We start from the raw sequence: 24,950 nt of genomic DNA on the forward strand, positions 1-24,950 counted from the left end.
AGGGGAGAAGAAAATGACTGGACTGACGCTTAAGGATATCCGCAAATCCTATGGCTCCGTGGACGTGCTCCACGGCATCGACCTGGAAATCAACCAGGGCGAATTCATCGTTTTCGTCGGCCCCTCCGGCTGTGGCAAATCCACGCTTCTGCGGATGATCGCCGGCTTGGAGAACATCACGGGCGGAGAGATGTATATCGATGGCATGCTCGTCAATGACGTGCCACCCTCCAAGCGAGGCATTGCCATGGTGTTCCAGTCCTATGCGCTCTATCCGCACATGACGGTCTTCGACAACATGGCCTTCGGCATGAAGATCGCGGGCGAAAGCAAGCAGGAGATCGACCGTCGCGTGCGGGCAGCGGCAGATAGCCTGCAACTCACCAAATATCTCGACCGCCTGCCCAAGGCGCTCTCCGGCGGCCAGCGGCAGCGCGTGGCGATCGGCCGTGCCATCTGCCGCAATCCGAAGGTCTTTCTCTTTGACGAGCCGCTCTCGAACCTCGATGCGGCACTGCGCGTCGCAACCCGCATCGAGATCGCCCGCCTGAACGAGCAGATGGCCGATACGACGATGATCTATGTCACGCACGACCAGGTCGAGGCGATGACCCTCGCTGATCGCATCGTCGTTCTCTCGGCCGGCAATATCGAGCAGGTGGGAGCGCCGCTGGAGCTTTACGAACGGCCGGCGAACCTTTTCGTCGCCAAGTTCATCGGCTCTCCGGCCATGAACGTCATCCCCGCAACGATCACCGACGCCGGTGAGAACACAACGGTGACGCTGACTGGCGGAAAGTCTGTGACGCTGGATATTGCCACAGCGGCCTCCGAGAAGGGCAAGCAGGCAAGCTTCGGCGTTCGCCCGGAGGATCTGCGCGTCGCAGACCCCAACGAGGACTACCTGTTCGAGGGCGAAGTCTCGATCGTCGAGGCGCTCGGTGAAGTGACGCTGCTTTATATCGAGGGCCTGGTTCAGGGGGAGCCGATCATCGTCAAGCTGCCCGGCATCTATGATGTGAAGAGGGGCCAGAAAATGCATTTCGTGGCTGACAGGCAGAAGCTGCACCTCTTCGACGCGGCGGGCCACACCTATAGGAAATGACCATCCATTTTTGGTGGAATCCTTCTTCCTGAGGCTGTGGAGGGGACGGATTCTTACTTTCTGTTAAACATGCGGTGCTAGCCTTTTCCCGATCAAGACTGAGGGAACCAGGGCCGTGGCCGCATCCAATCCAACACCACCGAAATCGCATTTCCTGGCCAAGGAAGAGTCTTTCATGTACGACCGCGAATCGCGGTTCAAGATGGAAGACACGATGAACGCCGCGCGCATCGAATATACGGAAAAGGGTGTCATGCACGCCGCCTCGCGCCGCTGCGATATCGTCCGTATCTCGATGAGCAGCGCGATCCTCGCGATCCTCACGCAGTACACGCTGCCCAAGCAGTTCTATCTGGACATTCCGGATGCCCGCATCACCAAGGTAGGCTGCCTGCTGATGAAGACTTTCCCGAACAATACGATCGAAGTTCGTTTCCTGCGTCTGCTGACGCAGAAGGAACTGAACAAGATCTTCGTTTACAGCACGCACCCGGCTCACAAGGACTACGTCCTCGATATCCGCGCGTAACAGTCTCGCGTCTCGCTGGATATGAAAAACCCGCGGTTCACCTTGCCGCGGGATTTTCTTTTGCATTGATGAGGAGATGTCAGTGGGCGTGGAAGAGCACGCTGGCGCCCTGGTCGGACGGACCGACCGCGTGGCGGAACGGCGCGAAGAGCTCGCGGCCCATGCCGAATTCATTGTCCGAAAGATCGATCGTCACAGGTTCGCGTTCGGCCATATCGGCGGCATCGACGAGAACTTCCAGCGTGCCCCTGATCGCATCCAGACGGATGATATCGCCATCCTTGATGCGGGCGATCGGGCCGCCGTCGACAGCTTCGGGCGTGACATGGATTGCCGCCGGGACCTTGCCGGAAGCACCGGACATGCGCCCGTCGGTCAGCAACGCCACGCGGAAACCGCGGTCCTGCAGCACGCCGAGTGGTGGGGTCAGCTTGTGCAATTCCGGCATGCCGTTGGCCTTCGGTCCCTGGAAGCGCACGACGGCAACGAAGTCACGATTAAGCTTGCCTTCCTTGAAGGCGTCCTGCAGTTCCTGCTGGCTGTGGAAGATGACCGCTGGCGCCTCGATGATATGGCGCTCTGCCTTGACGGCGGAAATCTTGATGACCGCCTTGCCGAGATTGCCGCGCAGCATCTTCAGGCCACCATTGGCCTGGAAGGGCGTCTCGATACTGGCCAACACCTTGGGATCGTGGCTTTTTTCCGGCGAAGGCTGACGGACGACCGCGCCGTTTTCGCCGAGCTGCGCATCGACCGTATAGGCTTCGAGACCCTGGCCGAAGACGGTGCGCACGTCGTCATGTACGAGTCCCTGCTTCAACAGTTCCTTGATGAGGAAGCCCATGCCGCCGGCTGCCTGGAAATGGTTCACGTCGGCAAGACCGTTCGGATAGACACGGGCGAGCAGCGGGATCAGTTCCGAAAGCTCGGCAATGTCCTGCCAGGTGAGCACGATGCCGCCGGCGCGCGCCATGGCGACGAGGTGCATCGTGTGGTTCGTCGATCCGCCGGTCGCATGCAGGCCCACAACGCCATTGACAACAGAGCGTTCGTCGATCATCTCGCCGGCCGGTGTGAATTCGTTGCCGAGCGCGGTAATGGCGAGCGCCCGCTTGGCTGCCTCGCGCGTAAGCGCTTCGCGCAGCGGCGTGCCGGGATTGACGAAGGAGGAGCCCGGCATATGGAAGCCCATGATCTCCATCAGCATCTGGTTGGAATTGGCCGTGCCGTAGAAGGTGCAGGTGCCGGGACCGTGATAGGACTTGGATTCGGCTTCCAGAAGCTCGGCGCGGCCGACCTTGCCCTCAGCAAAGAGCTGGCGCACGCGCGACTTCTCGTCATTCGGCAGGCCCGAGGTCATCGGCCCGGCCGGAATGAAGATCGCCGGCAGATGGCCGAAGGAAAGCGCTGCGATGACGAGGCCGGGCACGATCTTGTCGCAGACGCCGAGGAAGAGGGCGGCATCGAACATGTTGTGCGATAAGCCGACACCGGCTGCCATCGCGATCAGGTCGCGCGAGAAGAGCGACAGCTCCATGCCTGGCTGTCCCTGGGTGACGCCATCGCACATGGCCGGCACGCCGCCGGCGACCTGGGCGATACCGCCGGCCTGCGCAGCCGCCTCGCGGATAACAGCTGGATAGGTCTCGAACGGCTGATGCGCCGAGAGCATATCGTTATAGGCGGTGATGATGCCGAGATTGGGCACGCGGTCGCCCGCAAGTGCATCCTTCTCGGCGGGGGAACAGACGGCGAAGCCGTGGGCGAGATTGGCGCAGCCGAGAACCGAACGGTTGACGCCTTGAGAGGCGGCAGCGCGCAGGCGCTCCAGATAGCGCTCGCGGGTCGGCTTCGAGCGTTCGACAATGCGATTCGTGATCGCAGCAATGCGTGCGTGAGCGGACATGGAAAATCCCTGCCTTGTTCTGGTTCGTCTGTATCTGTTCGCCGGCTCCGGCGGCCTATCAGGCCGTGTCAGGGAGCCCAGTAAATCTCGACCGGGGAAGTGGCCCGGCGCAGAATGGCGCGGATCGGCATCTCTGCCTCTTCGCCTGTACCTTCTGCCTTGGCGAGAACGTTTTTTTTGCCTTCGCCCTCAATGTGGAGAATGAGCAGTTTGGCATCTTCGAGAGCGGAGAAGGTGAAGGTCAGGCGCGGTTCGCCGGCTCCTTCCGCGTCCATGGTGATAATGCCACGCGGCGTCTTTGCGTCGAGCGCGACGCTCAAATTGTTGCCGCCCGGGAAGAATGAGGCCGTATGGCCGTCGCCGCCCATGCCGAGAATGACGACATCGAAGGGGATGCCGATCTCCGCACTCTTTACCGTCGCAAGCTTTGCAGCCTCCTCGACCGAGGCCGCCGGCTGGTAAAGCGGCACGAAACGCGCCGCCTTAGCCTTGTTCTGGAGAAGATTGGCATCGACCAGCAGATGGTTCGAGCGCGGATTGTCGGCAGGTACGAAGCGTTCGTCGACAAGCGTGATCGTCACCTTGGCCCAGTCGATATTGCGCGTCGAAAGCGCCTGGAAGAAGGCCTTCGGCGTGGAACCGCCGGAAACGGCAATGCTTGCCGCTCCGCGAGCTGCGATGGCTGCCGAGAGAGTTCCGGAAACCTTGTCAGCAAGGTTGGCGGCGAGTTCGGCGGCGTTCGCGAAGGAATGCAGTGTCGATGCCATATCTTCAGACCTCAGACTAGATGTCGTCGTGCCAGGTGCGGCCGTCGCGTTCGATCAGCGCGATGGCCTGGCTCGGACCCCATGTGCCCGCCGTGTAGCCCTGCACTTGCTGGCCGGTCGATTCCCAACCCTTGAGGATCGGATCGACCCACTGCCATGCGGCTTCGACTTCGTCGCGGCGCATGAACAGCGTCTGGTTGGAGCGGATGACGTCCATCAGCAGACGTTCGTAAGCGTCCGGATTGCGGACGTTGAAGGCCTGGGCGAAGCTCATGTCGAGTGAGACGTTGCGCAGGCGCATGCCGCCCGGACCCGGATCCTTGATCATCAGCGACTGCTTGACGCCTTCGTCCGGCTGCAGGCGAATGATCAGCTGGTTCTGGCTGATGCGGCCGGCGGCCTGATCGAAGATCGCATGCGGGATCGGCTTGAAGGTGATGACGATTTCCGACATGCGGCCGGCGAGGCGCTTGCCGGTGCGGATGTAGAAGGGAACGCCCGCCCAGCGCCAGTTGTTGATCTCGGCCTTGATGGCGACGAAGGTTTCCGTATTGGAAACGCCACCTTCGAGCTCTTCCAGATAGCCCTTGACCGGGCCGCTGCCGGAAGCGCCGGCGCGGTACTGGCCGCGAACGGTGGCCTGCTCGACGTTGGAGGCGTTGATCGGCTTCAGTGCGCGCAGAACTTTCAGCTTTTCGTCGCGGACGGCTTCCGAATCCATGGAGGAGGGCACTTCCATCGCGGTGAGGCAGAGGAGCTGCAGGATGTGGTTCTGCACCATGTCGCGCAGCGCACCGGCCGTATCGTAGTAACCGGCGCGGCCTTCGAGGCCGACGGCTTCGGCAACGGTGATCTGCACGTGGTCGATATAATTGGCGTTCCACAGCGGCTCATAGAGCGCGTTGGCGAAGCGCAGCGCCATCAGGTTCTGCACCGTTTCCTTGCCGAGATAGTGGTCGATGCGGAAGATCTGCTCTTCCTTGAAGACGCGGCCGATATTGTCGTTGAGCTGCAGGGCCGAAGCCAGATCACGGCCGATCGGCTTTTCGACGACGATGCGGGTCGATTTGGTGATCAGTTTGTGCTCATGGATCTTCTGCGAGATGTCACCGAAGATGCCGGGAGCGACGGCGAGGTAGAAGGCGCGAACGCGGTCCTTGCCGTCGTCGAGCAGCTTCTTCAGATGATCCCAACCGGTGTCGGTGCGGGCGTCGACGGAAACGTAGTAGAGACGGGCGCAGAACTTCTCTACTTCGGCTTCGTCATATTCGCCCTTCTTCAGGTGCTCCTTGAGCGCGTCCTTGGCGAATTTGCGATATTCCTCATGTGACAGCGGGCTGCGCGAAGCGCCTATGATGCGGGTCGGTTCCGAGAACTGGCCCTCGATCTGGCGGTGATACAGCGCCGGCAGAAGCTTGCGCTCGGCAAGGTCGCCGCTGCCGCCGAAGACGACACAATCAAAAGGATCAACGGGAATGATCTGGCTGCTCATGAGCTTGTCTCTCAATCAGGCTTGGTTGCGGCCGTTTTAATCTAATCGATTTAAAAAAGCCAGTGTGCGGTGCAATGAATCTGTCAGTCGTCGGTTTTAAAGCGAATTGCCTGGAGAGGAAATCCGCAATCGAACTAAAACTTGTCGCGAAGGGCGAACCACGACAAGGCAAGGAAAAGCAGCGGCGCCCGCATGCGCACGCCGCCCGGAAAGGCAGGGATATCGAGCGCCTTGAAGAGATCGAGATCGGCCGATTTGCCCAGCACCATTTCTGCGTAGAGCTTGCCACAGTAATTTGACAGCATGACGCCGTGGCCGGAATAACCGCCGATCGATGTGACACCAGGCATCACCTCGCGCACGAACGGCTGGCGCGGCATGGTGATGCCGACCGACCCACCCCAGGCATGGGTGATTTCGATATCCTTCAAGGCGGGATAGATCTCGGCGATCTGCCGGCGGATATGCTGTGAAATGTCCCGCGGATTGTCCGAAGTATAGGCCTCACGCCCGCCGAAGAGCAGCCGCCCGTCCTTCGACTTGCGGAAATAGCGCACGACGAACCGCGAATCCGCCACCGCCTCGCCGCCCGGCAGCACATCGGGAAACCGCTCAAGCGGCACGGTCGCACCAATGAAGGAGCGAATCGGCATCACATGGCTTGCTGTGACCGGTTCCAGATTGCCGATATATCCGTTGCAGGCAATCAGCGCCCGGTTGGCGGTGATCGTGCCTCGTCCGGTCTCGATCATGACCTTGCTGCTGCCCTGGCTGATCGATTTCGCCTTCGTCATTTCGAAGATGTCTGCACCGGCATTGGCCGCCACCCTGCCAAGGCCGACCAGCAGCTTCAGCGGATGGATATGGCCGGTGCCGACGTCGCGAACGCCGCAGTAGAATCGTTTCGAGCCGAGGCGTTCCTGCGTCTCGTCACGGTCCATGAAACGCAGGTGCGGGTAGTCGTAGCGAAAGGCTGCGATTTCCGCATTCTCGTAATAGGCCCGCTTGTGGCTTTCCTTGTGGGAGACGTTGAGCTGGCCGGGCATATAGTCGATGTCGATCTGATGCTCGGCCGCAAAATCTAGAAGATGTCGCTTGGCATCTTCTGCAAGATCGAAGAGTGCCTTGGAGCGCTCATAACCGAACTTCTCCTCGATCTCCTCCGGCCACCAGCGCTGGCCGGTGCCGAGCTGGCCGCCATTGCGCCCCGAGGCGCCGTCGCCAAGCCTGACGGCCTCGATGAGCGTTACCGAGACCCCCGCTCTGGCGAGATTATAGGCCGCCTGAAGGCCGGTATAGCCGCCGCCGACGATGGCGACGTCACATTGCCTCGAGCCGTCGAGCGCCGGATAATCCGGGCGCTCGTCAACTGTTGCCTGATACCAGGATACGCCGGGTGCGATGGGGCTCTGCCATGTCTCTTTCGTCATGGCGGTCCCTTATACGTTCAGAAGGAGGAATTCCCGCTCCCAGGGGCTGATCACCTGCATGAAGGTTTCGAACTCGCCCCGCTTCACGCCGGCATAAAGCCCGATGAACTCCTTGCCGAAGACTTCCGCGAATGCCGGCTCGTCTTCAAGCAGCGCCACGGCTTCCAGAAGGCCGCGCGGCAAATCGATAGAGCCTTCATTGGCCGAATCCTCGGTCGGCGCCGTCGGCTCGATCTCTTTCTGGATGCCGAGTAGGCCTGAGGCCAGCGAGGCGGCAAGAGCGAGATAGGGATTGGCATCCGAACTCGGCAGGCGGTTTTCCACGCGCCGGGCCTGCGGATCGGAAACCGGCACGCGGAAGGCCGTCGTGCGGTTGTCGTAACCCCAGGCATTGTTGACCGGGCACGACATGTCCGGCTGCAGGCGGCGGTAGGAATTCACATAGGGCGCCAGCATGGCAAGCGCGCTCGGCACGTATTTCTGCATGCCACCGATGAAATGGAAGAATTCCTTTGAGGCAGAACCGTCATTGTTTGAAAAGACGTTCTTGCCGGTGTTGATGTCCACCACGGACTGGTGGATATGCATCGCCGAACCCGGCTGGCCCTGCATCGGCTTGGCCATGAAGGTGGCGTAGATGTCGTGCTTCAGCGCCGCCTCGCGGATCGTGCGCTTGAAGAGAAACACCTGGTCGGCAAGTTCGATCGGATTGCCGTGACGGAGGTTGATTTCGAGCTGCGCCGGTCCTTCCTCGTGGATCAGCGTATCGATCTCGAGACCCTGCTTTTCCGAGAAGTGGTAGATGTCGTCGATTAGTTCATCGAACTCGTTGATGCCGGCGATCGAATAACCTTGGCCGCCGAGGATCGAACGACCCGAACGTCCCTTGGGTGGGTGCAGCGGATAGTCCGGGTCGTCATTCGTGGCGACCAGGTAGAATTCGATTTCCGGCGCTACGATCGGCTTCCAGCCGCGCTCGGCATAGAGGCTGAGAATGCGCTTCAATACGTTGCGCGGTGTATAGGGAACTTCCTGTCCGTCGGAATTGACGATGTCGCAGATGACCTGCGCAGTCGGGTCGGTTTCCCAAGGCACGACGGACAGGGTGGAAAGGTCGGGCACGAGCTTCAGGTCGCTGTCGCGCGGCTCGTAGCGGAAGCTTTCGGTCTCCTCTGGATATTCGCCTGATATCGTGTGGCGGTAGATCGCCGAAGGCAGTGCGAGCGACGTGTTGGAGGTAAACTTGGAGGACGGCATCATCTTGCCGCGCGGCACGCCGGCAAGGTCCGGCGTGATGCATTCAATGTCTTCGATCCCGCGTGCCCTCAGCCACTGCGCCGCTTCCTTCCAATTCGCAACACCGCGCAGAGATCCGGGATCGGGAGGGGATTTCTTTGAGGCGGGTACGTTTCTGGCAGGCTTCAGCGTCGTCTTTTTTGGGGACATGACACACCGGTTTGTGTTGATCGTAACGCCATCATAACCGGAGTTTGGCAATTGGCGAGGGGGTGGAAGGCGTTGACATCAGCCCTTTGATGGAAAAAGAAGACGCGACTTCAGCGGGGGAAAATAGATTTTGCAGCGCAAGAGCGATGTGATCGTCATCGGTGCGGGTGCCGCCGGCATGATGTGCGCCATTCGCGCCGGCCAGCGCGGCCGTTCGGTCACCGTGCTCGACCATGCGCGCGCACCGGGTGAGAAGATCCGTATCTCCGGCGGCGGCCGCTGCAACTTCACCAATATCAATGCCGGCCCGAAGAACTTCCTCTCCGCCAATCCGCATTTCTGCAAGTCGGCGCTTGCCCGTTTCACGCCAGCGGATTTCATTGCCATGGTCGACCGTCATGGGATCGCCTGGCATGAAAAGACGCTCGGGCAGCTCTTCTGCGACAACAGCGCCAAGGACATCATCTTCATGCTTCTCGACGAGATGCGCGCGGCGGGTGCCGCCTGGCATCTCGGCATCGAAATCTCGGGCGTGGAGAAGACCGAAAGCGGCTTCCGTGTCTCCACATCGGAAGGCCTCTTCGAAGCTTCCTCGCTCGTCATCGCAACCGGTGGAAAATCCATTCCCAAGATGGGGGCGACGGGCTTTGCTTATCGCATTGCCGAGCAGTTCGGTCTTGCTCTCACCGAAACGCGCCCCGGTCTCGTGCCCGTGACGCTCGACCCGATCCTGCTTGAAAGCATTGCGCCGCTGTCAGGCATTTCCGCGCCAGCCGAGATCCGCCACGGAAAGACTGCCTTCCGCGAAGCCCTGCTCTTCACCCACCGCGGTCTCAGCGGCCCCGCCATCCTGCAGATTTCCTCTTACTGGCGCGAAGGCGATGCCATCACGATCGATATCGAACCGGATGTCGATATCGCCGCCCATCTGAAGAGGGCCAAGCAGGCGAACGGACGCCAGTCGGCGCAGACAGCACTCGGCGAAATCCTGCCGAAGCGCCTGGCGCAGTATATTGTCGAACGCGAAGCGATCGGCGGCAATATGGCCGACCTCTCCGACAAGCTGCTGACCAGGCTTGCCGGCGCGGCGCAGAACTGGTCCGTCAGGCCCTCCGGTTCCGAAGGCTACCGCACGGCGGAAGTCACGCTCGGCGGCATCGACACGACGGCGCTCGATTCTCGCAGCATGCAGGCGAAGGCCGTTCCCGGTCTTTATTTCATCGGCGAATGCGTGGATGTAACCGGCTGGCTCGGCGGCTATAATTTCCAGTGGGCCTGGGCATCCGGTTTTGCGGCCGGCGAGACATTGTAAACGCTAATATTGATAGACGCGAAACCTTTGGGGCGATTCAAGACTTCTTAAGGTTGGCTGCGCCATCCTGTCTCAATGGCAGGTTGGCAAAGCCGTTCCTAAATTAAGCTTTACCGGCAAGCTGTTTTGTTGGATTGTTGTAGTTAGACAGAAGTGAGGTTTCGCAATGAACAGAAACACTCGACGCGCCCGCGCCATCGCAATCGCCCAGGCAAAGCCTGATGCAAAGCTCGTAACTCTGCGCTATCTGATGCTCGCCGCCGGCGCGACCGCCGCCAGCATTGCTGTTCTTCTTTCCCACTTCATCTGATCTTTCAGCAGTTGAAATGGAAGTTTTCGGTCTCGCGGCTGATCTGTCGCGTTCCGGCAGCGCGCAATTTGCAACTATTGCGCGGCATTGGCTAATCGAGTCTCACCGTTTATCCGAAAATTAACATCTAATCCGACACATTGTAGACTAATATTTGGGTGTTTCCGGTCTTGCCGGAAATGAACTGGCAATGATTGCCGCCCGCTCCAGGGTTTCCCCAACTGTCAGTAAATCAGCTCGATATGCACCCGGCTGGCGCCAGAAGGCTGCCGGCGGGAGGAGTGGTGTATGAAAGGCACGGCGCGCTATGTTCATTGACAAGATTCTTTCTCGTTTCAAGATCCAGACCAAGGTTCTGATTTTTGTCCTGCCATTCGTCATCACCATTTCCGCCGTTGGTCTGACCGGTCTTTATGCCTCCGGTCTGCTGCAGGGCCGAATGGAGATTTCCAACAGCGTTCTCCAGTCGCTGAGCGGGTTCAAGGATCTCTACGCGTCGATGGACGACTTCCTGCAGACGACCAACGAGCAGGCGCGCGATAAGCTCTACGCCGATATCAAGACCCAGGGGCAGACGCTGAACGCCACCATGGCGCAGATCGGCGACAATGCCGGTCATGACAACCTGCAGGCTGCCATCGAGGGCACGAACGGCATTTCGGATACGGTCGGCAAGCTATGGACCCTGCACGAGCAGGAAGTGGCCCTCCGCAAGCAGATCGACGACGCCCAGAAAGTGATGATCACCAACCGCTTCAACGTCAGCTACGACGCCAAGCAGTTGGAAGAGAACGTCCGCACCGACGAAGGCAACGCGACGGCGACCCTGCGCGCAGCCGACCGTCTGCTGAAGGGTGGCGATACACTGGCAAACGCCATGAACGATTTCAGCAAGGCGCAGGCTCCGGCTGACAAGCTGAAGGTCGTGACCGATGCGCTTCCCGCGATCGTCAAGGCGCAGCGCATGATCGAAATCTCCGTGCCGCAGAACCAGAAGAGCATGACCCAGTCGATGGCACAGACCGTGAGCGATCTGAAGGCTCAGGCGGCAGCACCCGATGCCGGCACGGATGACGGCGTTGCCAATCTCGGCCGTCTCGTCTCCCGCTTCCGCCAGATGTCGACTTACACCCAGCTCACCGCCACGCAGATGATGCGTGAGGCAACGACGACCTTCGTGGAGCTCGACAGCCGTATCGCTCAGACCAACTCGGTGCTGGAGGATACGCGGCGGCTTGAAAGCTCCATCTATTCGCTACAGCTCGTGCTTGCCGATTTCAATGCCAAGCCGAACAAGGAAAATCGCGTTCGCCTGAACCAGGAAATCGCCACGCTCAACACCATGCTGAACACCCTTCAGGCAAGTGCCAAGGGTATGAATTTCGCTGGTGACATCGTCGACGCGATTACGCCTGCTCTCGCTTCGATGGATAAGGGCGCACAATCCCTCGTCGATGTGATCAATCAGCGCACGAGCGATTATGTCGCCGCGCGACAGCAGCTTGACGGCGTCTGGCGCCAATTGACGAGCTTTGCGGAAGTGCAGAAGCAGACCGCCGGCACGGAGCGCGACCAGGCCAACAGCATCTCCGTCGGCACGACTGCGCTCGGCATCCTGGTGTCCATCGTCGGCGGCATCGCTCTGGTGCTGACGCTGCAGCGGCCGATCGCCCAGATCACCGCAGCCATGCGCCGCATCGCGGAAGGTGCGCTCGACACCAACATCTCCGGCGAGAAGCGTTCCGATGAAATCGGCGACATTGCCCGCGCGCTCGGCATCTTCAAGGAAAATGCCATCTCCAAGATCCGTATCGAGGAGCAGAGTGACGAAGAGCGACAAGCCGCCGAGCATGAACGCCAGCGCAACGATGCTGAAAAACGCGAGATGGACAGGCAGATCGAATATGCCGTCAACCAGCTTGCCGCCGGGCTCGAGCGCATGTCTCAGGGCGATATCTCGACGACGATCGATACGCCCTTCATCGGTCGCCTCGAACAGCTCCGTCAGGATTTCAACGGCTCGATGATGCGTCTGCAGGCCACGATGAGCCAGATCCGCGACAACGTCCAGATGATCCAGGGCAACGGCAACCAGATGGCCCAGTCCGCCGAGGATCTCTCCAAGCGCACTGAGCAGCAGGCTGCGTCGCTGGAAGAAACCGCCGCCGCCGTCGACCAGATCACCGTCACCGTCCGCTCGTCTGCCGAGCGCGCCAAGGATGCCGACCAGATCGTTCGTCAGGCCAAGCGCAGTGCCGATGACTCGGCTGTCGTCGTCAACAATGCGATCGACGCCATGGGCCGCATCGAGGATGCGTCGCGCCAGATCGAGCAGATCATCGGCGTCATCGACGAGATCGCCTTCCAGACCAACCTCCTGGCGCTCAATGCCGGCATCGAAGCCGCCCGTGCTGGTGAAGCCGGCAAGGGTTTTGCCGTCGTCGCCATGGAGGTCCGCGAGCTTGCCCAGCGCTCGGCCGCTGCCGCGCAGGAGATCAAGGGCCTCATCAACAAATCGACGAACGAGGTCAATTCCGGTTCGCAGTTCGTACAGGAAACCGGAACGGTTCTCGCCAAGATCAGCGCTCAGATCGTCACGATCAGCCAGCACGTCGAAATGATCGCCCGCGCCAGCCACGACCAGTCGAGCGCGCTGCAGGGGGTCAATTCCACCGTCAACCAGATGGACCAGATGACCCAGCAGAATGCTGCGATGGTAGAAGAGACCACTGCCGCAAGCCGCGAGCTGGCAAACGAGGCTGACGCGCTGCTGCATCTCGTGCAGCAGTTTAAGATCGACGGCGGCAGCGACATGCACATCTACCGCGCAGCCTGATTCCAGCCTTCCATCCGCAATGCAAATGGCCCCATTTTTCGGGGCCGTTTTTATTTGCCGATTAAAACATGCTGAGGTTGTGAAAAAGGAGACGGATTGAAATTTTTCCGCCTTGATGACGGATGATGCACGCATGAAGTCATACTAGATTTGAAAAAAGACAAGAAAAGAGGCAGCGTGAACCCTGTGTTAAGAGAAAATTTTCCCTAACGCAGTCTTATGAACGTCATAGAGGTTGTGTTCGCCAGAGGTTCCAGATGCGTTTCTTTTCGACATCCATTGTGCGGCAGATCGTTGCTATCACGCTGCTTCTGCTTGCGGTCAGCACCGCAGCGATTGTCGGCGTGACCTATTACAATCTCGGCAGCTATGTCATGGACAGCGCGGTATCCGACGCGAAGGATGCAAGCCGCTCGATGGCGGTTCTCTATGGCGCAAGCGATGCTGACGCCCGCATCGATCTGAAGGACAACGTTCTGTCCGGCGTCACCGAAGACAAGATACCGGCCTTTGGCGACTATTCGCTTGTTGATCGCACGGCGCAATCGATCGCCGGCGTCGCCACCATCTTTGAAAAGCAGGGAGGCGATTACGTCCGCGTCTCCACCAATGTGAAGAAGGAAAATGGCGACCGTGCCGTCGGCACCAAGCTTGCCGCGGATCATCCCGCCCAGCCTGTGCTCGCACAGGGTAATGCCTATTACGGTCCGGCGGACCTGTTCAGCCGCAAGTTCATGACGGGTTATTTCCCGGTCAAGAATCCCTCGGGCGCCACAATCGGCATCCTCTTCATCGGCATACCCATGGAAGTCTATTACCAGCGTATGAACGAACTGCAGACGCTGGTTCTCAGTGTCGGCGCCGTGGTGATGCTGCTCGTCGGCGTGCTCGCTTTCTATGCGATCCGTCGTTCCGTCAGGCCGATGCAGGCGCTGACATCAAGCGTGCGTGCCATTTCGTCGGGCGATCTCGTAAGCGCCGTTCCCTGCGTCGAAAAGAAGAACGAATTCGGCGACATCGGCCGTGCCCTCGCTCTCTTCCGCGACAGCGCGGTAGCACGCCAGGAACTGGAAACACAGGCCGCCGAACAGCGCGCCCTGAACGATGCCGAGCGCAGCCGCAACGATGCGGAGAAGCGCACGCTGGACGGCCAGATCGATTTTGCCGTCAATCAGCTTGCCGCCGGTCTCGGACGCCTGTCGCAGGGCGATGTCTCGCAGACCATCGAAACGCCTTTCGTCGGCCGGCTCGAACAACTCCGCATGGACTTCAACACCTCGCTGCTGCGCCTCCAGGATACGCTCACGCGCATTCGGGCGAGCGCTGCTTCTATTCAACGCAACAGCGGTTCGGTTTCGGCTTCGGCTGACGAGCTTTCCAAGCGCACTGAATCCCAGGCCGCGAGCCTTGAGGAAACGGCAGCCGCCGTCGAAGAGATCACCGTCACCGTCCGCTCCTCGGCTGAGCGCGCGCACGAGGCAAACAATGTCGTCGCCGCAACCAAGCGGACGGCGGACAGTTCCGGTACTGTCGTCAATGATGCGGTCGCTGCGATGGGCCGCATCGAGAACGCCTCGCAGCGCATCGAACAGATCATCGTCGTCATCGACGATATCGCCTTTCAGACCAACCTGCTGGCGCTGAATGCCGGCGTCGAGGCAGCACGTGCCGGTGAGGCCGGTAAGGGCTTTGCGGTCGTCGCCCAGGAAGTGCGTGAGCTTGCCCAGCGCTCCGCAACCGCCGCCAAGGAAATCAAGGCGCTGATCGACCAGTCGACGCGCGAGGTCAATGCCGGTTCGGAGCTTGTACAGAAGACGGGCAGCGTGCTCGCCTCGATCAGCCATGAGATCATCGCGATCAGCGGTCATGTCGAAACCATCGCCACGGCAAGCCGTGACCAATCGGCCGCCCTCCAGGATGTCAACAGCTCCGTCAACGCCATGGACCAGATGACCCAGAAGAACGCCTCCATGGTTGCGGAAGCCACGCAGGCAAGCCGCCAGCTGGCGGAAGAGGCAGATATGCTGATGGCGCTCATCGAGCAGTTCCGCCTCGCCGAAGGCGCTGCCAGTCATGGCCGCGTGAGACAGGCGGCTTGATATTTGCATTCATTTCTGCCGGGCTGCACTTTCGTGTGCCCGGCGCCTCGATTTCTCGGCTCTGTTAGCCAGGCGGCAAATCGCACCAAGGGGCTGCTTGCGACCGTATTGTAAAACGCGTCTTCGTCTTTAATCTGGTCGCGTCTCGTTCGCTGCAGCAATCTTGCCCGCTGCATCCGGCCAGCAATGTCGGCGATCAGGAAACTTTCGATCATCGTGATGTCCTTTCGTTTGTGGACATCAATTGATCTACACATCAAAAAACGCTTCTTAAACAGGCGAAATCCCATTATGTTTTTCACTCATGAAAAACAGTAATTGGGATTCCTATCAACTTTTTCTGCAGGTCGCCCGCACTGGCGGCCTGACGGGCGCCAGCGCTACCACTGCTTTGAGCCCGGCTACGATCGGCCGGCGCATGCTTGATCTGGAGCAGGAACTCGGCCGCACGCTCTTTCACCGCAGCCAGACAGGCTACCGCCTGACATCAGATGGCCAGATCCTCGTCGATCATCTGCAGGAAATGGAGGCTGCCGCCCGCAAGGTCGACGCATGGCGGCAATCGTCCGAGGGTGGGGGCACCGTCAGGATCACGGCCGGCACATGGATCTCCTGGCTGTTGACGGAGAATTTTTCGGCAATCCGCATGCCGGCGGACACGTTTGCCATTTCCCTTGTTATCGGCGAAGCGCGGGCAAACCTGAATTACCGGGAAAGCGACATCGGCATCCGCGCTTTCGAGCCGGAGGAAAGCAATCTTGCCGCCCGTCAACTGGGTGAAGTCGCCTATGCCGTCTATATCCGCCGCAATGCCAGCCAGGACGACATCAGATGGATCGCCGTCGGCGAAGAGGATGCGATCTCCGCCTACCTGCGCTGGCCATATCAGCATGCTCGAGCCGCGATCGTCGCGACGGTCAATCGCCCGCGCTCTCTGCCGGATCTGGTGCGCACGGGTGCGGGCAAGGCGGTGCTGCCTTGCTTCGTCGGTGACCTCGATCCCGAACTGGAACGGTGCGGTGGCGAACTGCCGGAGCTGCGTCACCGCCAATGGATCGTGATGAATGCGGAGGATCGCCATCGCCCCGAAATCCGCACAGTTGCCGACCGCATGACGAAACTCTTGAAAAGCTACACCGACCTCTTCGCCGGCAAGCGCGCCACTCGCGGATAGTCGGAAATGCTCTACGGCATCAGCCGCCGCACGAGCCCCACCTGGCTGTTCACTCCGAGCTTCGAATAGATGTTCTTGAGATGCGAGCGCGCCGTCTCGTAGCTCACATCGTTCGTCCGCGCGACTTCGCGCAGCGACAGTCCCGCCGCGATGCCGGCGGCGATCCGCATTTCCGCCGCCGTTAGCTGGTCGATACGCAGCAGGGCATCATTGAGATCGGGGCGCAACGGCAGGCTCGCCCGCTCGATGATCATCGCCACCGTCGGTCCCTCGAGAAATTCGGTGATGAAATCCGACTGCATTTTCACCAGCGTGCATTTGAAGCTGGTGTTCTTCATCCCAATCAGCGTGCTCGCCGGCGAAGCTGCCTGCAAGCGGTTGTGCAGCAGAGCAGACAGGCGGGAGGCGAGTTCTCCGTCATTGATCATGATCCGCCCGGTCGAGGTCGCACCGATCGCCTCGCCCTCGGCGATCATCCGCTCCGCCGCGCTGTTCATCGAGCGGATATTCTGATCCTCGCCGATATAGACGATACCAACGCCGATCGCATCGAAGAGTGCCAATCCGTTTTCATTGTCATGGGGGTCGCTGTGCTCGCGGCGGATGAAATCGAAGGCTCGGCGCAGATGCGGTGCGAGCTCGCTGAGCAACTCGGCATTGCTGCGGTTGAAATCCGGATCTGCGGACGAGGTCAGCGTCGAAAGATTGAAGGAGCGTCCGCGTTCCCGCATGATCGTCACGCCGACACTGCTTTCGCAGCCTATCCATCTGATGTAATCGTTGTAGAATTCCGTCTTCAAAAGCTGCTCGCGCGGCAGCATCTGATCAGCGATCACGCCAAGGCCGATCGGCCGGGTGGTGGCGCGCGGCATCCATGGATTGATGGCCGCGTAATAGCGGCTATAGGCCTCTATTTCCGCGTTTTCGAGACCTGAGGACAGCGAGAGCCCGCCTGTTTTCGCGACGGCATCGTGGAAAAACAGCGTGGATTTGGCGTCCGGCATCGTCGCTGCCAGCGCATCGAGAAAGGCTTGCCACGACGTCTCGCCAAAAAGCGCGCCGTAGATCAGATCGGTCAGAACTTCGAGTTTTGCGTGCGGCGAACCGGGCATATGCAGTTCCGTTCGAAGAGATGCTCGATTATGCCGCGACTCCGCTGTGGTGACAATTGCGTCAAATAGCGTAGGTCCGGCGGCTTGTGCCGCCGGACCTACGGTGTCAATTCCTGTTGGCGACGATCACGGGTATCAGCAGATCGCCCCAGTTTCCGTCACCACCGTGATGCCGGGCAGAGCGCACCAGCTCGACCGAAACACCGGCTTCGACCGCCGTCATCACCGACTGGTTCAGCCTGTGCAGGTCGTTGGCGAGCATGCGGATCACCGTCTGTTGATTGTCCGTCATGCTGCTTGCCTGTTCTTCCGTCCGTTCACGGACGCGTGCAAGGGATGCCATAGCGTTTCCTCCTCTATTCGGCAGCCGGTTTGAACTGCGCATGTTCGGTCGATTCCCCCATGGCCGTGGTCGAAGCCCGGCCGCCGGTGATTGCCAGCGACACGGCGTCGAAATAGCCCGTGCCGACTTCACGCTGATGCTTGGTTGCGGTATAGCCGCGCGCCTCGGCGGAGAATTCCGCCTGCTGCAGCTCGCAATAGGCTTCCATCTGCCGCTCGCGATAGCCGCTGGCCAGTTCATACATGCCGTAATTCAGCTGGTGGAAACCGGCGAGCGTGATGAACTGAAACTTGTAGCCCATGGCACCGAGTTCGCGCTGGAACTTGGCGATGGTCGCATCGTCGAGGTTTTTCTTCCAGTTGAAGGACGGCGAGCAATTATAGGCGAGCAGCTTGCCGGGATGCACCTTGTGTACGCCTTCGGCAAAGCGGCGCGCCTGCTCCAGATCCGGCTTCGACGTTTCGCACCAGATGAGGTCGCAATGCGGCGCGTAGGCAACGGCGCGTGCGATACAGGGCTCCAGCCCATTGCGTACCTGATAGAAGCCCTCGACCGTCCGCCCGGCATCATAGTCGACGAAAGGCTGGTCACGTTCGTCGATATCGGATGTCAGGAGCTTCGCCGCCTCGGCATCCGTGCGGGCAATCACGAGTGTTGCAACGCCCATGACATCGGCCGCAAGCCGTGCGGCATCGAGGTTGCGGATATGGGCTGCGGTCGGGATCAGAACCTTGCCGCCGAGATGGCCGCATTTCTTCTCGGACGCCAGTTGATCCTCGAAGTGAACGCCGGCTGCCCCCGCTTCGATATAGGCCTTCATGATCTCGAAAGCGTTGAGCGGACCGCCGAAGCCGGCCTCGGCATCGGCGACGATGGGCGCGAACCAGGTCGCGACCGAAAGCCCGTTGCCTTCAGCCGTCTCGATCTGATCAGCGCGCTGCAGCGTGCGGTTGATGCGCTTTGCAAGCTCCGGCCCGGCATTGGCCGGATAGAGCGATTGGTCCGGATACATTGATGACGCCGTGTTGGCGTCGGCAGCGACCTGCCAGCCGGAGAGATAGATTGCCTTCAGCCCGGCGCGCACCATCTGCATGGCCTGGTTGCCCGAGAGCGCGCCGAGCGCGTTGACGAAATTCTCCTCATGCAGAAGCTGCCAGAGGCGCTGAGCTCCCATCTCTGCCAGTGTGTGGCGTAGCGTCACCGAGCCGCGCAGCCGTTTGACATCATCAGCGGAATAGGGCCGCTCGATGCCGTCGAAACGGTTAGACGGTGCATTGCGGATGAGTTTGTAAAAATCTGTCATGTCAATCTCCTCATTGCTTTCCCAACGCTTGAGCGCTGATGACAGGATTTACAAGATCGGACGATTTATCCAGGAAAACCTTTGATTTAAGGCGAAGAAAGAGGTTAGGATGAGGAGAATTTACAGGCTATGTCTGTAATTTTGTAAAGGCTTGTAAATCGCATGGTGTAAAGGATGTGACATGGTGGAACGGAAGATATTCGCGGGGCCGAAAGTCAGGCGCATCCGCAATGCGCTGGCGCTGACGCAGACCGCCATGGCCGAGGCGTTGGAAATTTCCCCCTCCTACCTGAACCTCATCGAACGCAACCAGCGCCCGTTGACAGTACAGTTGCTGCTGAAGCTCTCAGCCGTTTACCGTATTGACCTGGAGGAGTTGCAGGGCGAAACCGCCGGTGGCCTTGGCCAGTTGAAGGAGGTGTTTGCCGATCCGTTGCTGTCAGGTGAACTGCCGGGCGATCAGGAGCTTGTCGAAGTGGCCGATGCCGCGCCAAATGCGGCAAGCGGGATGATCAAGCTCTATCGCGCCTATCGCGAACAGGCCGCCCGGCTTTCCGATCTGACGGCCCTGATGGTCGGGGAGGGGGTTGCAACTGTCGCTCCCGGCCGCTTGCCTCTGGACGAGGTTAGGGAGGTGCTGGAGCGCCGCTCCGCATATTTCGCGGATATCGAGGCGGCGGCGGAAAGCTTCACCAACGGACTTGTCGCGGGAGCCAGTCTGAAGGATTGGCTGAAAAGCGAGCGCGGCATCAGTGTCCGCGTCCTGCCCGTCCATGTCATGCCGGATCTGCGTCGTCGTTTCGATCGCCACTCGATGCGTCTTTTCCTCTCCGAACGGCTTTCGGCGACCGATCAGGCGCAGGAAATCGCGATCGAGGTGGCAAGGCTCGCTCTGCGCCAGCAGATCGAAGCCGAACTCGAGGATCTGCCGCTGTCATCCGACGAGGCGCGGCGCATTGCCCGTTTCGAGCTGACGCGCAATGCCGCTCTGGCCTTGACGATGCCCTATGGCGCCTTTCTTCTGGCGGCGCAAAACACCCGCTATGATATCGATCTGATCCGCGCCCGTTTCAGCGTGTCCTTCGCGCAGGCTGCGGCGCGCCTCGTCATGCTGCAGCGTGCCGGTGCCGGCGGCATTCCATTTTTCCTCGTGGAGATCGATGCGGCAGGCCATGTCATCCGCAGGGCTGGAGCGCAGGGTTTTCCGCAGGCGCGCTTCGGCGGCAACTGTCCGAAGCTCAATATTCACGCGGCCTTTCTGGAGCCGGGCAGGGTATTGGCCGAGACGGTCGCCATGCCTGACGGTTCAACCTTTCTGACGGTGGCGCGCACGCTTGAAGGGCCAGTTGTGGAATTCGGCGAACGGGTGCGGCGCACGGCATTGCTGCTCGGCTGCGATGCCGCGCTGCGCGACAGCCTGGTCTACGGCCGAAGCGATGCTTCGCCGATCATGGTCGGCCCCGCCTGCCGCCTCTGCGAGAGGCGTGGTTGCCTTTCGCGCGCCGAGCCGCCGCTCACCCGTCCGCTCGCTCTGGACGAGACTTCTGCCGGCCTTGGAGCCTTCGATTTTCAGTGATTGTGAAATCATTGACACTGCAGGATTTTGCGCTTGTAGGCGCTGAAAATCCTTCTTAATCTGCGACGTAACCAGAGGGAAGAAGAGGCGTGCGGGCGCGCGATGCCTTTAAAAAACAGGAGATATCATGAGGTCAAGAATAGCCAATCTGACGGCGGTTGCCGTTGTTGCTCTCCTTGCCGCCGCGCCGGCTTTCGCCCAGGAGCGCGTCGTCAACGTCTACAACTGGTCCGATTATATCGACAACTCGATCCTTGAGGACTTCACCAAGGAAACCGGCATCAAGGTTGTGTACGACACGTTCGATTCCAACGAAACCGTAGAAACCAAGCTGCTTGCCGGTGGCACCGGTTATGACGTCGTCGTTCCGACCGCCGACTTCCTGCAGCGCCAGATCCAAGCCGGCGTCTTCCAGAAGCTCGACAAGTCCAAGCTGCCGAACCTTTCCAATATGTGGGACGTGATTCAGCAGCGCACCGGCGAATATGATCCGGGCAATGAATATGCTGTCGACTACATGTGGGGTACCGACGGTATCGGCTACAACGTCAAGAAGGTCGCCGAAATCCTCGGTCCCGATGTCAAGCCCGGCCTCGAAGTGATCTTCGATCCGAAGGTGGCCGAAAAGTTCAAGGACTGCGGCATCTACGTGCTCGACACGCCGAAGGATGTAATGACGACGGCGCTGCGTTATCTCGGCCTCGACCCGAACTCCACCAAGCCGGAGGATTTCAAGAAGGTTGAGGATCTTCTGACGGCCGTTCGTCCCTATATCCGCAAGTTTCACTCGTCCGAATATATCAACGCCCTTGCCAATGGCGATATTTGCATCGCCTTTGGTTATTCCGGCGACATGCTTCAGGCCCGCGATCGTGCATCCGAAGCCAAAAACGGCGTCGAGGTGAACTATTCGATCCCGATACAGGGTGCGCAGATGTGGTTTGACATGATGGCGATCCCTGCCGATTCCAAGCATGTGGCCGAAGCACATGAATTCCTGAATTACATGATGAAGCCGGAAGTCATCGCCAAGGCGAGCGATTTCACATTCTATGCCAACGGCAACAAGGCCTCGCAGCAATTCGTCAGCAAGGACGTGCTGGAGGATCCGGCCATCTATCCGACGGATGAGGTGATGAAGGGTCTTTTCACGGTGCGGCCGTGGGATCCGAAGACCCAGCGCACGGCGACGCGAATCTGGACCAAGGTCGTCACTGGCCAGTAAGTCGATACCAGGCCCGGACGGAAACGTCCGGGCCTTTCAATTCCCGGCCCGGGTGGAGGCCGGCTGAAACCTGTATTCGGGGAATAATATGAAGTCTCTCGGCAATATCCGCCGCGCTTTTGCGCCTTGGACCGATCCGTCTGCAAAACCCTTTATCGCTTTCAAGAATGTCACCAAGCGCTTCGGTGATTTTACCGCCGTCAACGATCTGTCGTTGAATATCTATCATCGCGAATTCTTCGCACTGCTCGGCGCGTCCGGCTGCGGCAAGTCCACGCTGTTGCGCATGCTCGCCGGATTCGAACAGCCGACGGCGGGCGAGATCGTTCTCGACGGCACCAACCTCGCCGGTACGCCGCCCTACAAGCGGCCTGTCAACATGATGTTCCAGTCCTACGCTCTTTTCCCGCATATGACGGTCGAGAAGAACATTGCCTTCGGCCTGAGGCAGGACGGCATGCAGAAGGACGAGATCGCCGAGCGCGTGTCGCAGATGCTGAAACTCGTGAAACTCGAGCAATTCGCCTCCCGCAAGCCGAACCAGCTTTCGGGCGGTCAGCGCCAGCGCGTGGCGCTCGCACGCTCGCTCGCCAAGCGCCCGAAAGTGCTGCTGCTCGACGAACCGCTCGGTGCGCTCGACAAGAAACTGCGCGAGGAAACCCAGTTCGAACTGATGGACCTGCAGCAGAACCTTGGCCTCACCTTTGTCGTCGTCACGCACGACCAGGAAGAGGCGATGACCATGGCCGATCGTATCGCCGTCATGAGCCATGGCAAGGTGGTGCAGGTGGCAACGCCTGCCGAGATCTATGAGGCGCCGAATTCACGCTTCGTGGCCGATTTCATCGGCGACGTGAACATCTTCGACGGCAAGGCGACAAGCACAGGAAGCGGCGCACTTGAGATATCAGTCGAAAGCGGCTTCTCGATCCGCATCGCCACCACCGAGGCGCTTGCTGTCGGCGACACGGTCGGCTTTGCCATTCGCCCGGAAAAGATCCGCGTCACGCGCGCAGCACCAGCCAATGCCTCGTTCAATGCTGCCAAGGGCGAGATCTGGGATATCGGCTATCTCGGCGACATGACCGTCTTCCATATCAAGCTGCCGAGCGGCAAATTCGTCAGAGCTTCCTCTCTTAACGCACAGCGTTCCGTCGACGACCCCTTCACCTATGATCAGGAAGTCTGGGTCTCTTTCGACGAGGATGCCGGCGTGCTGCTGAAGGATTGAGCCGATGGAAACATTTGCCTCACGCTTCTACAGCCGTCTTGTCATCATCATTCCCTATGCGTGGCTGCTGCTCTTTTTCCTGGCGCCGTTCTTCATCGTCTTTCGGATTTCGCTGTCGACGACGGCGATCGCCATACCGCCTTACGAGCCGGTGTTTTCACTTGCCGATGGCTGGAGCGGTTTCTGGAGCAAGGTGGCGACCTTCTCCTTCGACAATTACGGCTATCTGACGGACGATCCGCTTTATTTCAACGCCTATCTGTCGAGCGTCATCATTGCTGGGATTTCCACTTTCCTGATGCTGTTGATCGCCTATCCGATCGCCTACGGCATGGCGCAGGCGCCGCGTACTATCAGACCGACGCTGCTGATGCTCGTCATCCTGCCCTTCTGGACAAGCTTCCTGATCCGCGTCTATTCCTGGATCGCAATCCTGAAGCCGGAGGGATTGCTCAATCAGCTTCTCCTGTCGCTACACATCATCGACAGCCCGCTGATCATCCTCAACACCAATACGGCCGTCTATATCGGCATCGTCTATTCCTATCTGCCCTTCATGGTGCTGCCGCTCTATTCGGCTCTCGAAAAGATGGATGGCACGCTGATCGAGGCGGCGCAGGACCTCGGCTGCACGCCGATCCGGGCCTTCTGGCGCGTCACTTTCCCACTGTCGATCCCCGGTGTGATTGCCGGCTGCATGCTGGTCTTCATCCCGGCTGTCGGTGAGTTCGTCATCCCCGATCTTCTCGGCGGCTCGCAGACGCTGATGATCGGTAAGACACTCTGGAGCGAATTCAATTCCAACCGCGACTGGCCGGTCTCTTCGGCCGTAGCAACGATCCTGTTGCTGATCCTGGTGATCCCGATAGTCTTCTTCCAGAACGCGCAGGCCAAAGCCGAAGAGCGGGGGAGATAAGTCATGCTGAGGTGGACCCGCTTCAATATCATCTCCGTGGTGCTCGGCTTTGCCTTCCTCTACTTGCCGATCGTGCTTCTTGTCGTCTTCTCGTTCAATGAGTCGAAGCTCGTCACCGTCTGGGGTGGCTTCTCCGCCAAATGGTATGTTTCGCTGCTCTCGAACCAGGCTTTGCTCGATGCCGCATGGGTGACGATCCGCGTCGGTCTGCTTTCGGCCACGTTCGCGACCGTCCTCGGTACGATGGCGGCGCTGACGCTGGTGCGCTACACGCGCTTCCGGGGCCGCATGCTTTTCTCGGGAATGGTCTATGCGCCGCTTGTCATGCCCGAAGTCATCACCGGCCTGTCGCTGTTGCTCCTCTTTGTGGCAATCGGCCTTGACCGCGGCTTCTGGACCATCACGCTGGCGCACACGACGCTGACCATGTGCTTCGTTGCCGTCGTCGTGCAGTCACGGCTTCTGAGCTTCGACCAGTCGATCGAGGAAGCTGCTCAGGATCTCGGTGCCCCACCGGTCAGGACCTTCTTCGAGGTGACGCTGCCGATCATCTCGCCGGCCGTCTTTTCCGGCTGGGTCCTTGCCTTCACCTTATCGCTCGATGACCTTGTGATCGCGAGCTTCACATCGGGACCGGGCGCAACCACGCTGCCGATGAAGATCTACAGCCAGGTGCGTCTCGGCGTCACGCCCGAAATCAACGCGGTCTGCACCATCCTGATTGCAATCGTGGCGATAGGCGTCATCTGCGCATCTGTCGTCACCAAGCGCCGCGAAGTGCAGCGCGAGCGCGATGAGAGGGCTGCGGCCGCGACTGCATAGAACTGAGCGGGAAAGG

Annotated in this window: 20 protein-coding genes and 1 pseudogene; 12 read left to right on the forward strand and 9 right to left on the reverse strand. The window is 59.9% G+C overall.

The features are described from left to right. The first annotated feature begins 13 nt into the window (after positions 1-13). Together KQ933_RS01530 and KQ933_RS01535 are read left to right on the forward strand one after the other, a co-directional pair. Positions 14-1,105 carry an ABC transporter ATP-binding protein gene (locus tag KQ933_RS01530; RefSeq protein ID WP_216757062.1) on the forward strand — a complete coding sequence of 364 codons (1,092 nt, stop codon included), beginning with the start codon at positions 14-16 and terminating at the stop codon, positions 1,103-1,105. Between the two features lie 175 nt (positions 1,106-1,280). Further along, positions 1,281-1,634 (forward strand): hypothetical protein, encoded by a 354-nt coding sequence (locus tag KQ933_RS01535; RefSeq protein WP_007819340.1) that lies wholly within the window; start codon positions 1,281-1,283, stop codon positions 1,632-1,634. A 79-nt stretch (positions 1,635-1,713) separates the two neighbouring features. Here the strand turns inward: KQ933_RS01535 and edd are convergent, their stop codons facing one another. The 5 genes from edd to KQ933_RS01560 all read right to left on the reverse strand — a co-directional run bounded on the left by edd (position 1,714) and on the right by KQ933_RS01560 (position 8,675). Beyond that, positions 1,714-3,540 carry a phosphogluconate dehydratase gene (gene edd / locus KQ933_RS01540; protein ID WP_216757063.1) on the reverse strand — a complete coding sequence of 609 codons (1,827 nt, stop codon included), beginning with the start codon at positions 3,538-3,540 and terminating at the stop codon, positions 1,714-1,716. A 68-nt stretch (positions 3,541-3,608) separates the two neighbouring features. Beyond that, entirely contained in the window at positions 3,609-4,307 is a 699-nt protein-coding gene (gene pgl / locus KQ933_RS01545; RefSeq protein WP_216757064.1) for a 6-phosphogluconolactonase, read from the reverse strand. 16 nt (positions 4,308-4,323) lie between these two features. Then, positions 4,324-5,799: a glucose-6-phosphate dehydrogenase gene (gene zwf / locus KQ933_RS01550; protein ID WP_216757065.1), complete on the reverse strand. Its 1,476-nt coding sequence runs from the start codon at positions 5,797-5,799 to the stop codon at positions 4,324-4,326. 134 nt (positions 5,800-5,933) lie between these two features. Further along, positions 5,934-7,229 carry an FAD-binding oxidoreductase gene (locus KQ933_RS01555; protein ID WP_216757066.1) on the reverse strand — a complete coding sequence of 432 codons (1,296 nt, stop codon included), beginning with the start codon at positions 7,227-7,229 and terminating at the stop codon, positions 5,934-5,936. 9 nt (positions 7,230-7,238) lie between these two features. After that, positions 7,239-8,675: a glutamine synthetase family protein gene (locus KQ933_RS01560; RefSeq protein ID WP_216757067.1), complete on the reverse strand. Its 1,437-nt coding sequence runs from the start codon at positions 8,673-8,675 to the stop codon at positions 7,239-7,241. A gap of 89 nt (positions 8,676-8,764) precedes the next feature. Here KQ933_RS01560 and KQ933_RS01565 point away from each other — a divergent pair. From KQ933_RS01565 to KQ933_RS01580, 4 genes and pseudogenes are all read left to right on the forward strand, one after another. Next, positions 8,765-9,987 (forward strand): annotated as a pseudogene (locus KQ933_RS01565) (NAD(P)/FAD-dependent oxidoreductase). A 166-nt stretch (positions 9,988-10,153) separates the two neighbouring features. Beyond that, positions 10,154-10,297 (forward strand): hypothetical protein, encoded by a 144-nt coding sequence (locus tag KQ933_RS01570; RefSeq protein ID WP_183728701.1) that lies wholly within the window; start codon positions 10,154-10,156, stop codon positions 10,295-10,297. Between the two features lie 307 nt (positions 10,298-10,604). Beyond that, positions 10,605-13,133: a HAMP domain-containing methyl-accepting chemotaxis protein gene (locus KQ933_RS01575; protein ID WP_216757069.1), complete on the forward strand. Its 2,529-nt coding sequence runs from the start codon at positions 10,605-10,607 to the stop codon at positions 13,131-13,133. Between the two features lie 257 nt (positions 13,134-13,390). Further along, positions 13,391-15,232: a methyl-accepting chemotaxis protein gene (locus KQ933_RS01580; protein WP_216757070.1), complete on the forward strand. Its 1,842-nt coding sequence runs from the start codon at positions 13,391-13,393 to the stop codon at positions 15,230-15,232. Here the strand turns inward: KQ933_RS01580 and KQ933_RS01585 are convergent. Beyond that, the gene (locus tag KQ933_RS01585; protein WP_253958263.1) at positions 15,205-15,522 is read right to left on the reverse strand and encodes a hypothetical protein; all 318 of its coding nucleotides are present in this window, start codon (positions 15,520-15,522) and stop codon (positions 15,205-15,207) included. The genes KQ933_RS01580 and KQ933_RS01585 overlap by 28 nt on opposite strands. A 14-nt stretch (positions 15,523-15,536) precedes the next feature. On the opposite strand from KQ933_RS01585, the gene KQ933_RS01590 reads away from it, so the two are divergent. Beyond that, positions 15,537-16,406, forward strand: coding sequence for a LysR family transcriptional regulator (locus tag KQ933_RS01590; RefSeq protein WP_216757071.1), 870 nt, complete (start codon positions 15,537-15,539; stop codon positions 16,404-16,406). An 11-nt stretch (positions 16,407-16,417) separates the two neighbouring features. Here the strand turns inward: KQ933_RS01590 and KQ933_RS01595 are convergent, their stop codons facing one another. The 3 genes from KQ933_RS01595 to aceA form a co-directional block, all read right to left on the reverse strand. Continuing rightward, entirely contained in the window at positions 16,418-17,518 is a 1,101-nt protein-coding gene (locus KQ933_RS01595) for a helix-turn-helix transcriptional regulator (protein WP_216757072.1), read from the reverse strand. A 106-nt stretch (positions 17,519-17,624) separates the two neighbouring features. Next, on the reverse strand, positions 17,625-17,861 hold the full coding sequence (locus tag KQ933_RS01600; RefSeq protein ID WP_216757073.1) for a hypothetical protein: 237 nt from the start codon (positions 17,859-17,861) through the stop codon (positions 17,625-17,627). 13 nt (positions 17,862-17,874) lie between these two features. Then, a complete protein-coding gene (aceA, locus tag KQ933_RS01605) occupies positions 17,875-19,164 on the reverse strand; it encodes an isocitrate lyase (protein WP_216757074.1) in 1,290 nt (429 codons plus the stop codon). A gap of 181 nt (positions 19,165-19,345) precedes the next feature. Here aceA and KQ933_RS01610 point away from each other — a divergent pair, with 181 nt between their 5' ends. From KQ933_RS01610 to KQ933_RS01630, 5 genes are all read left to right on the forward strand, one after another. Next, a complete protein-coding gene (locus KQ933_RS01610; RefSeq protein ID WP_216757075.1) occupies positions 19,346-20,740 on the forward strand; it encodes a short-chain fatty acyl-CoA regulator family protein in 1,395 nt (464 codons plus the stop codon). Between the two features lie 127 nt (positions 20,741-20,867). After that, positions 20,868-21,965 carry a polyamine ABC transporter substrate-binding protein gene (locus tag KQ933_RS01615; RefSeq protein WP_216757076.1) on the forward strand — a complete coding sequence of 366 codons (1,098 nt, stop codon included), beginning with the start codon at positions 20,868-20,870 and terminating at the stop codon, positions 21,963-21,965. Positions 21,966-22,053: 88 nt separating this feature from the next. Then, the gene (locus KQ933_RS01620) at positions 22,054-23,196 is read left to right on the forward strand and encodes an ABC transporter ATP-binding protein (RefSeq protein WP_216757077.1); all 1,143 of its coding nucleotides are present in this window, start codon (positions 22,054-22,056) and stop codon (positions 23,194-23,196) included. 4 nt (positions 23,197-23,200) lie between these two features. Continuing rightward, a complete protein-coding gene (locus KQ933_RS01625) occupies positions 23,201-24,112 on the forward strand; it encodes an ABC transporter permease subunit (protein WP_216757078.1) in 912 nt (303 codons plus the stop codon). 3 nt (positions 24,113-24,115) lie between these two features. Further along, positions 24,116-24,934: an ABC transporter permease gene (locus KQ933_RS01630; RefSeq protein WP_216757079.1), complete on the forward strand. Its 819-nt coding sequence runs from the start codon at positions 24,116-24,118 to the stop codon at positions 24,932-24,934. Positions 24,935-24,950 lie beyond the last annotated feature (16 nt).

The organism is Rhizobium sp. WYJ-E13 (assembly GCF_018987265.1).
Lineage (GTDB): Bacteria > Pseudomonadota > Alphaproteobacteria > Rhizobiales > Rhizobiaceae > Rhizobium.

Excerpts from the sequence above, each read along its gene's own strand:
- KQ933_RS01590 (WP_216757071.1), top strand. The coding sequence starts at position 15,537 with ATGAAAAACAGTAATTGGGATTCCTATCAACTTTTTCTGCAGGTCGCC.
- pgl (WP_216757064.1), bottom strand. The coding sequence starts at position 4,307 with ATGGCATCGACACTGCATTCCTTCGCGAACGCCGCCGAACTCGCCGCC.
- KQ933_RS01625 (WP_216757078.1), top strand. The coding sequence starts at position 23,201 with ATGGAAACATTTGCCTCACGCTTCTACAGCCGTCTTGTCATCATCATT.
- KQ933_RS01610 (WP_216757075.1), top strand. The coding sequence starts at position 19,346 with ATGGTGGAACGGAAGATATTCGCGGGGCCGAAAGTCAGGCGCATCCGC.
- KQ933_RS01570 (WP_183728701.1), top strand. The coding sequence starts at position 10,154 with ATGAACAGAAACACTCGACGCGCCCGCGCCATCGCAATCGCCCAGGCA.
- KQ933_RS01535 (WP_007819340.1), top strand. The coding sequence starts at position 1,281 with ATGTACGACCGCGAATCGCGGTTCAAGATGGAAGACACGATGAACGCC.
- KQ933_RS01620 (WP_216757077.1), top strand. The coding sequence starts at position 22,054 with ATGAAGTCTCTCGGCAATATCCGCCGCGCTTTTGCGCCTTGGACCGAT.
- KQ933_RS01585 (WP_253958263.1), bottom strand. The coding sequence starts at position 15,522 with ATGGGATTTCGCCTGTTTAAGAAGCGTTTTTTGATGTGTAGATCAATT.
- zwf (WP_216757065.1), bottom strand. The coding sequence starts at position 5,799 with ATGAGCAGCCAGATCATTCCCGTTGATCCTTTTGATTGTGTCGTCTTC.
- KQ933_RS01630 (WP_216757079.1), top strand. The coding sequence starts at position 24,116 with ATGCTGAGGTGGACCCGCTTCAATATCATCTCCGTGGTGCTCGGCTTT.
- KQ933_RS01615 (WP_216757076.1), top strand. The coding sequence starts at position 20,868 with ATGAGGTCAAGAATAGCCAATCTGACGGCGGTTGCCGTTGTTGCTCTC.
- edd (WP_216757063.1), bottom strand. The coding sequence starts at position 3,540 with ATGTCCGCTCACGCACGCATTGCTGCGATCACGAATCGCATTGTCGAA.
- KQ933_RS01555 (WP_216757066.1), bottom strand. The coding sequence starts at position 7,229 with ATGACGAAAGAGACATGGCAGAGCCCCATCGCACCCGGCGTATCCTGG.
- KQ933_RS01560 (WP_216757067.1), bottom strand. The coding sequence starts at position 8,675 with ATGTCCCCAAAAAAGACGACGCTGAAGCCTGCCAGAAACGTACCCGCC.
- KQ933_RS01530 (WP_216757062.1), top strand. The coding sequence starts at position 14 with ATGACTGGACTGACGCTTAAGGATATCCGCAAATCCTATGGCTCCGTG.
- KQ933_RS01595 (WP_216757072.1), bottom strand. The coding sequence starts at position 17,518 with ATGCCCGGTTCGCCGCACGCAAAACTCGAAGTTCTGACCGATCTGATC.
- KQ933_RS01580 (WP_216757070.1), top strand. The coding sequence starts at position 13,391 with ATGCGTTTCTTTTCGACATCCATTGTGCGGCAGATCGTTGCTATCACG.
- aceA (WP_216757074.1), bottom strand. The coding sequence starts at position 19,164 with ATGACAGATTTTTACAAACTCATCCGCAATGCACCGTCTAACCGTTTC.
- KQ933_RS01575 (WP_216757069.1), top strand. The coding sequence starts at position 10,605 with ATGTTCATTGACAAGATTCTTTCTCGTTTCAAGATCCAGACCAAGGTT.
- KQ933_RS01600 (WP_216757073.1), bottom strand. The coding sequence starts at position 17,861 with ATGGCATCCCTTGCACGCGTCCGTGAACGGACGGAAGAACAGGCAAGC.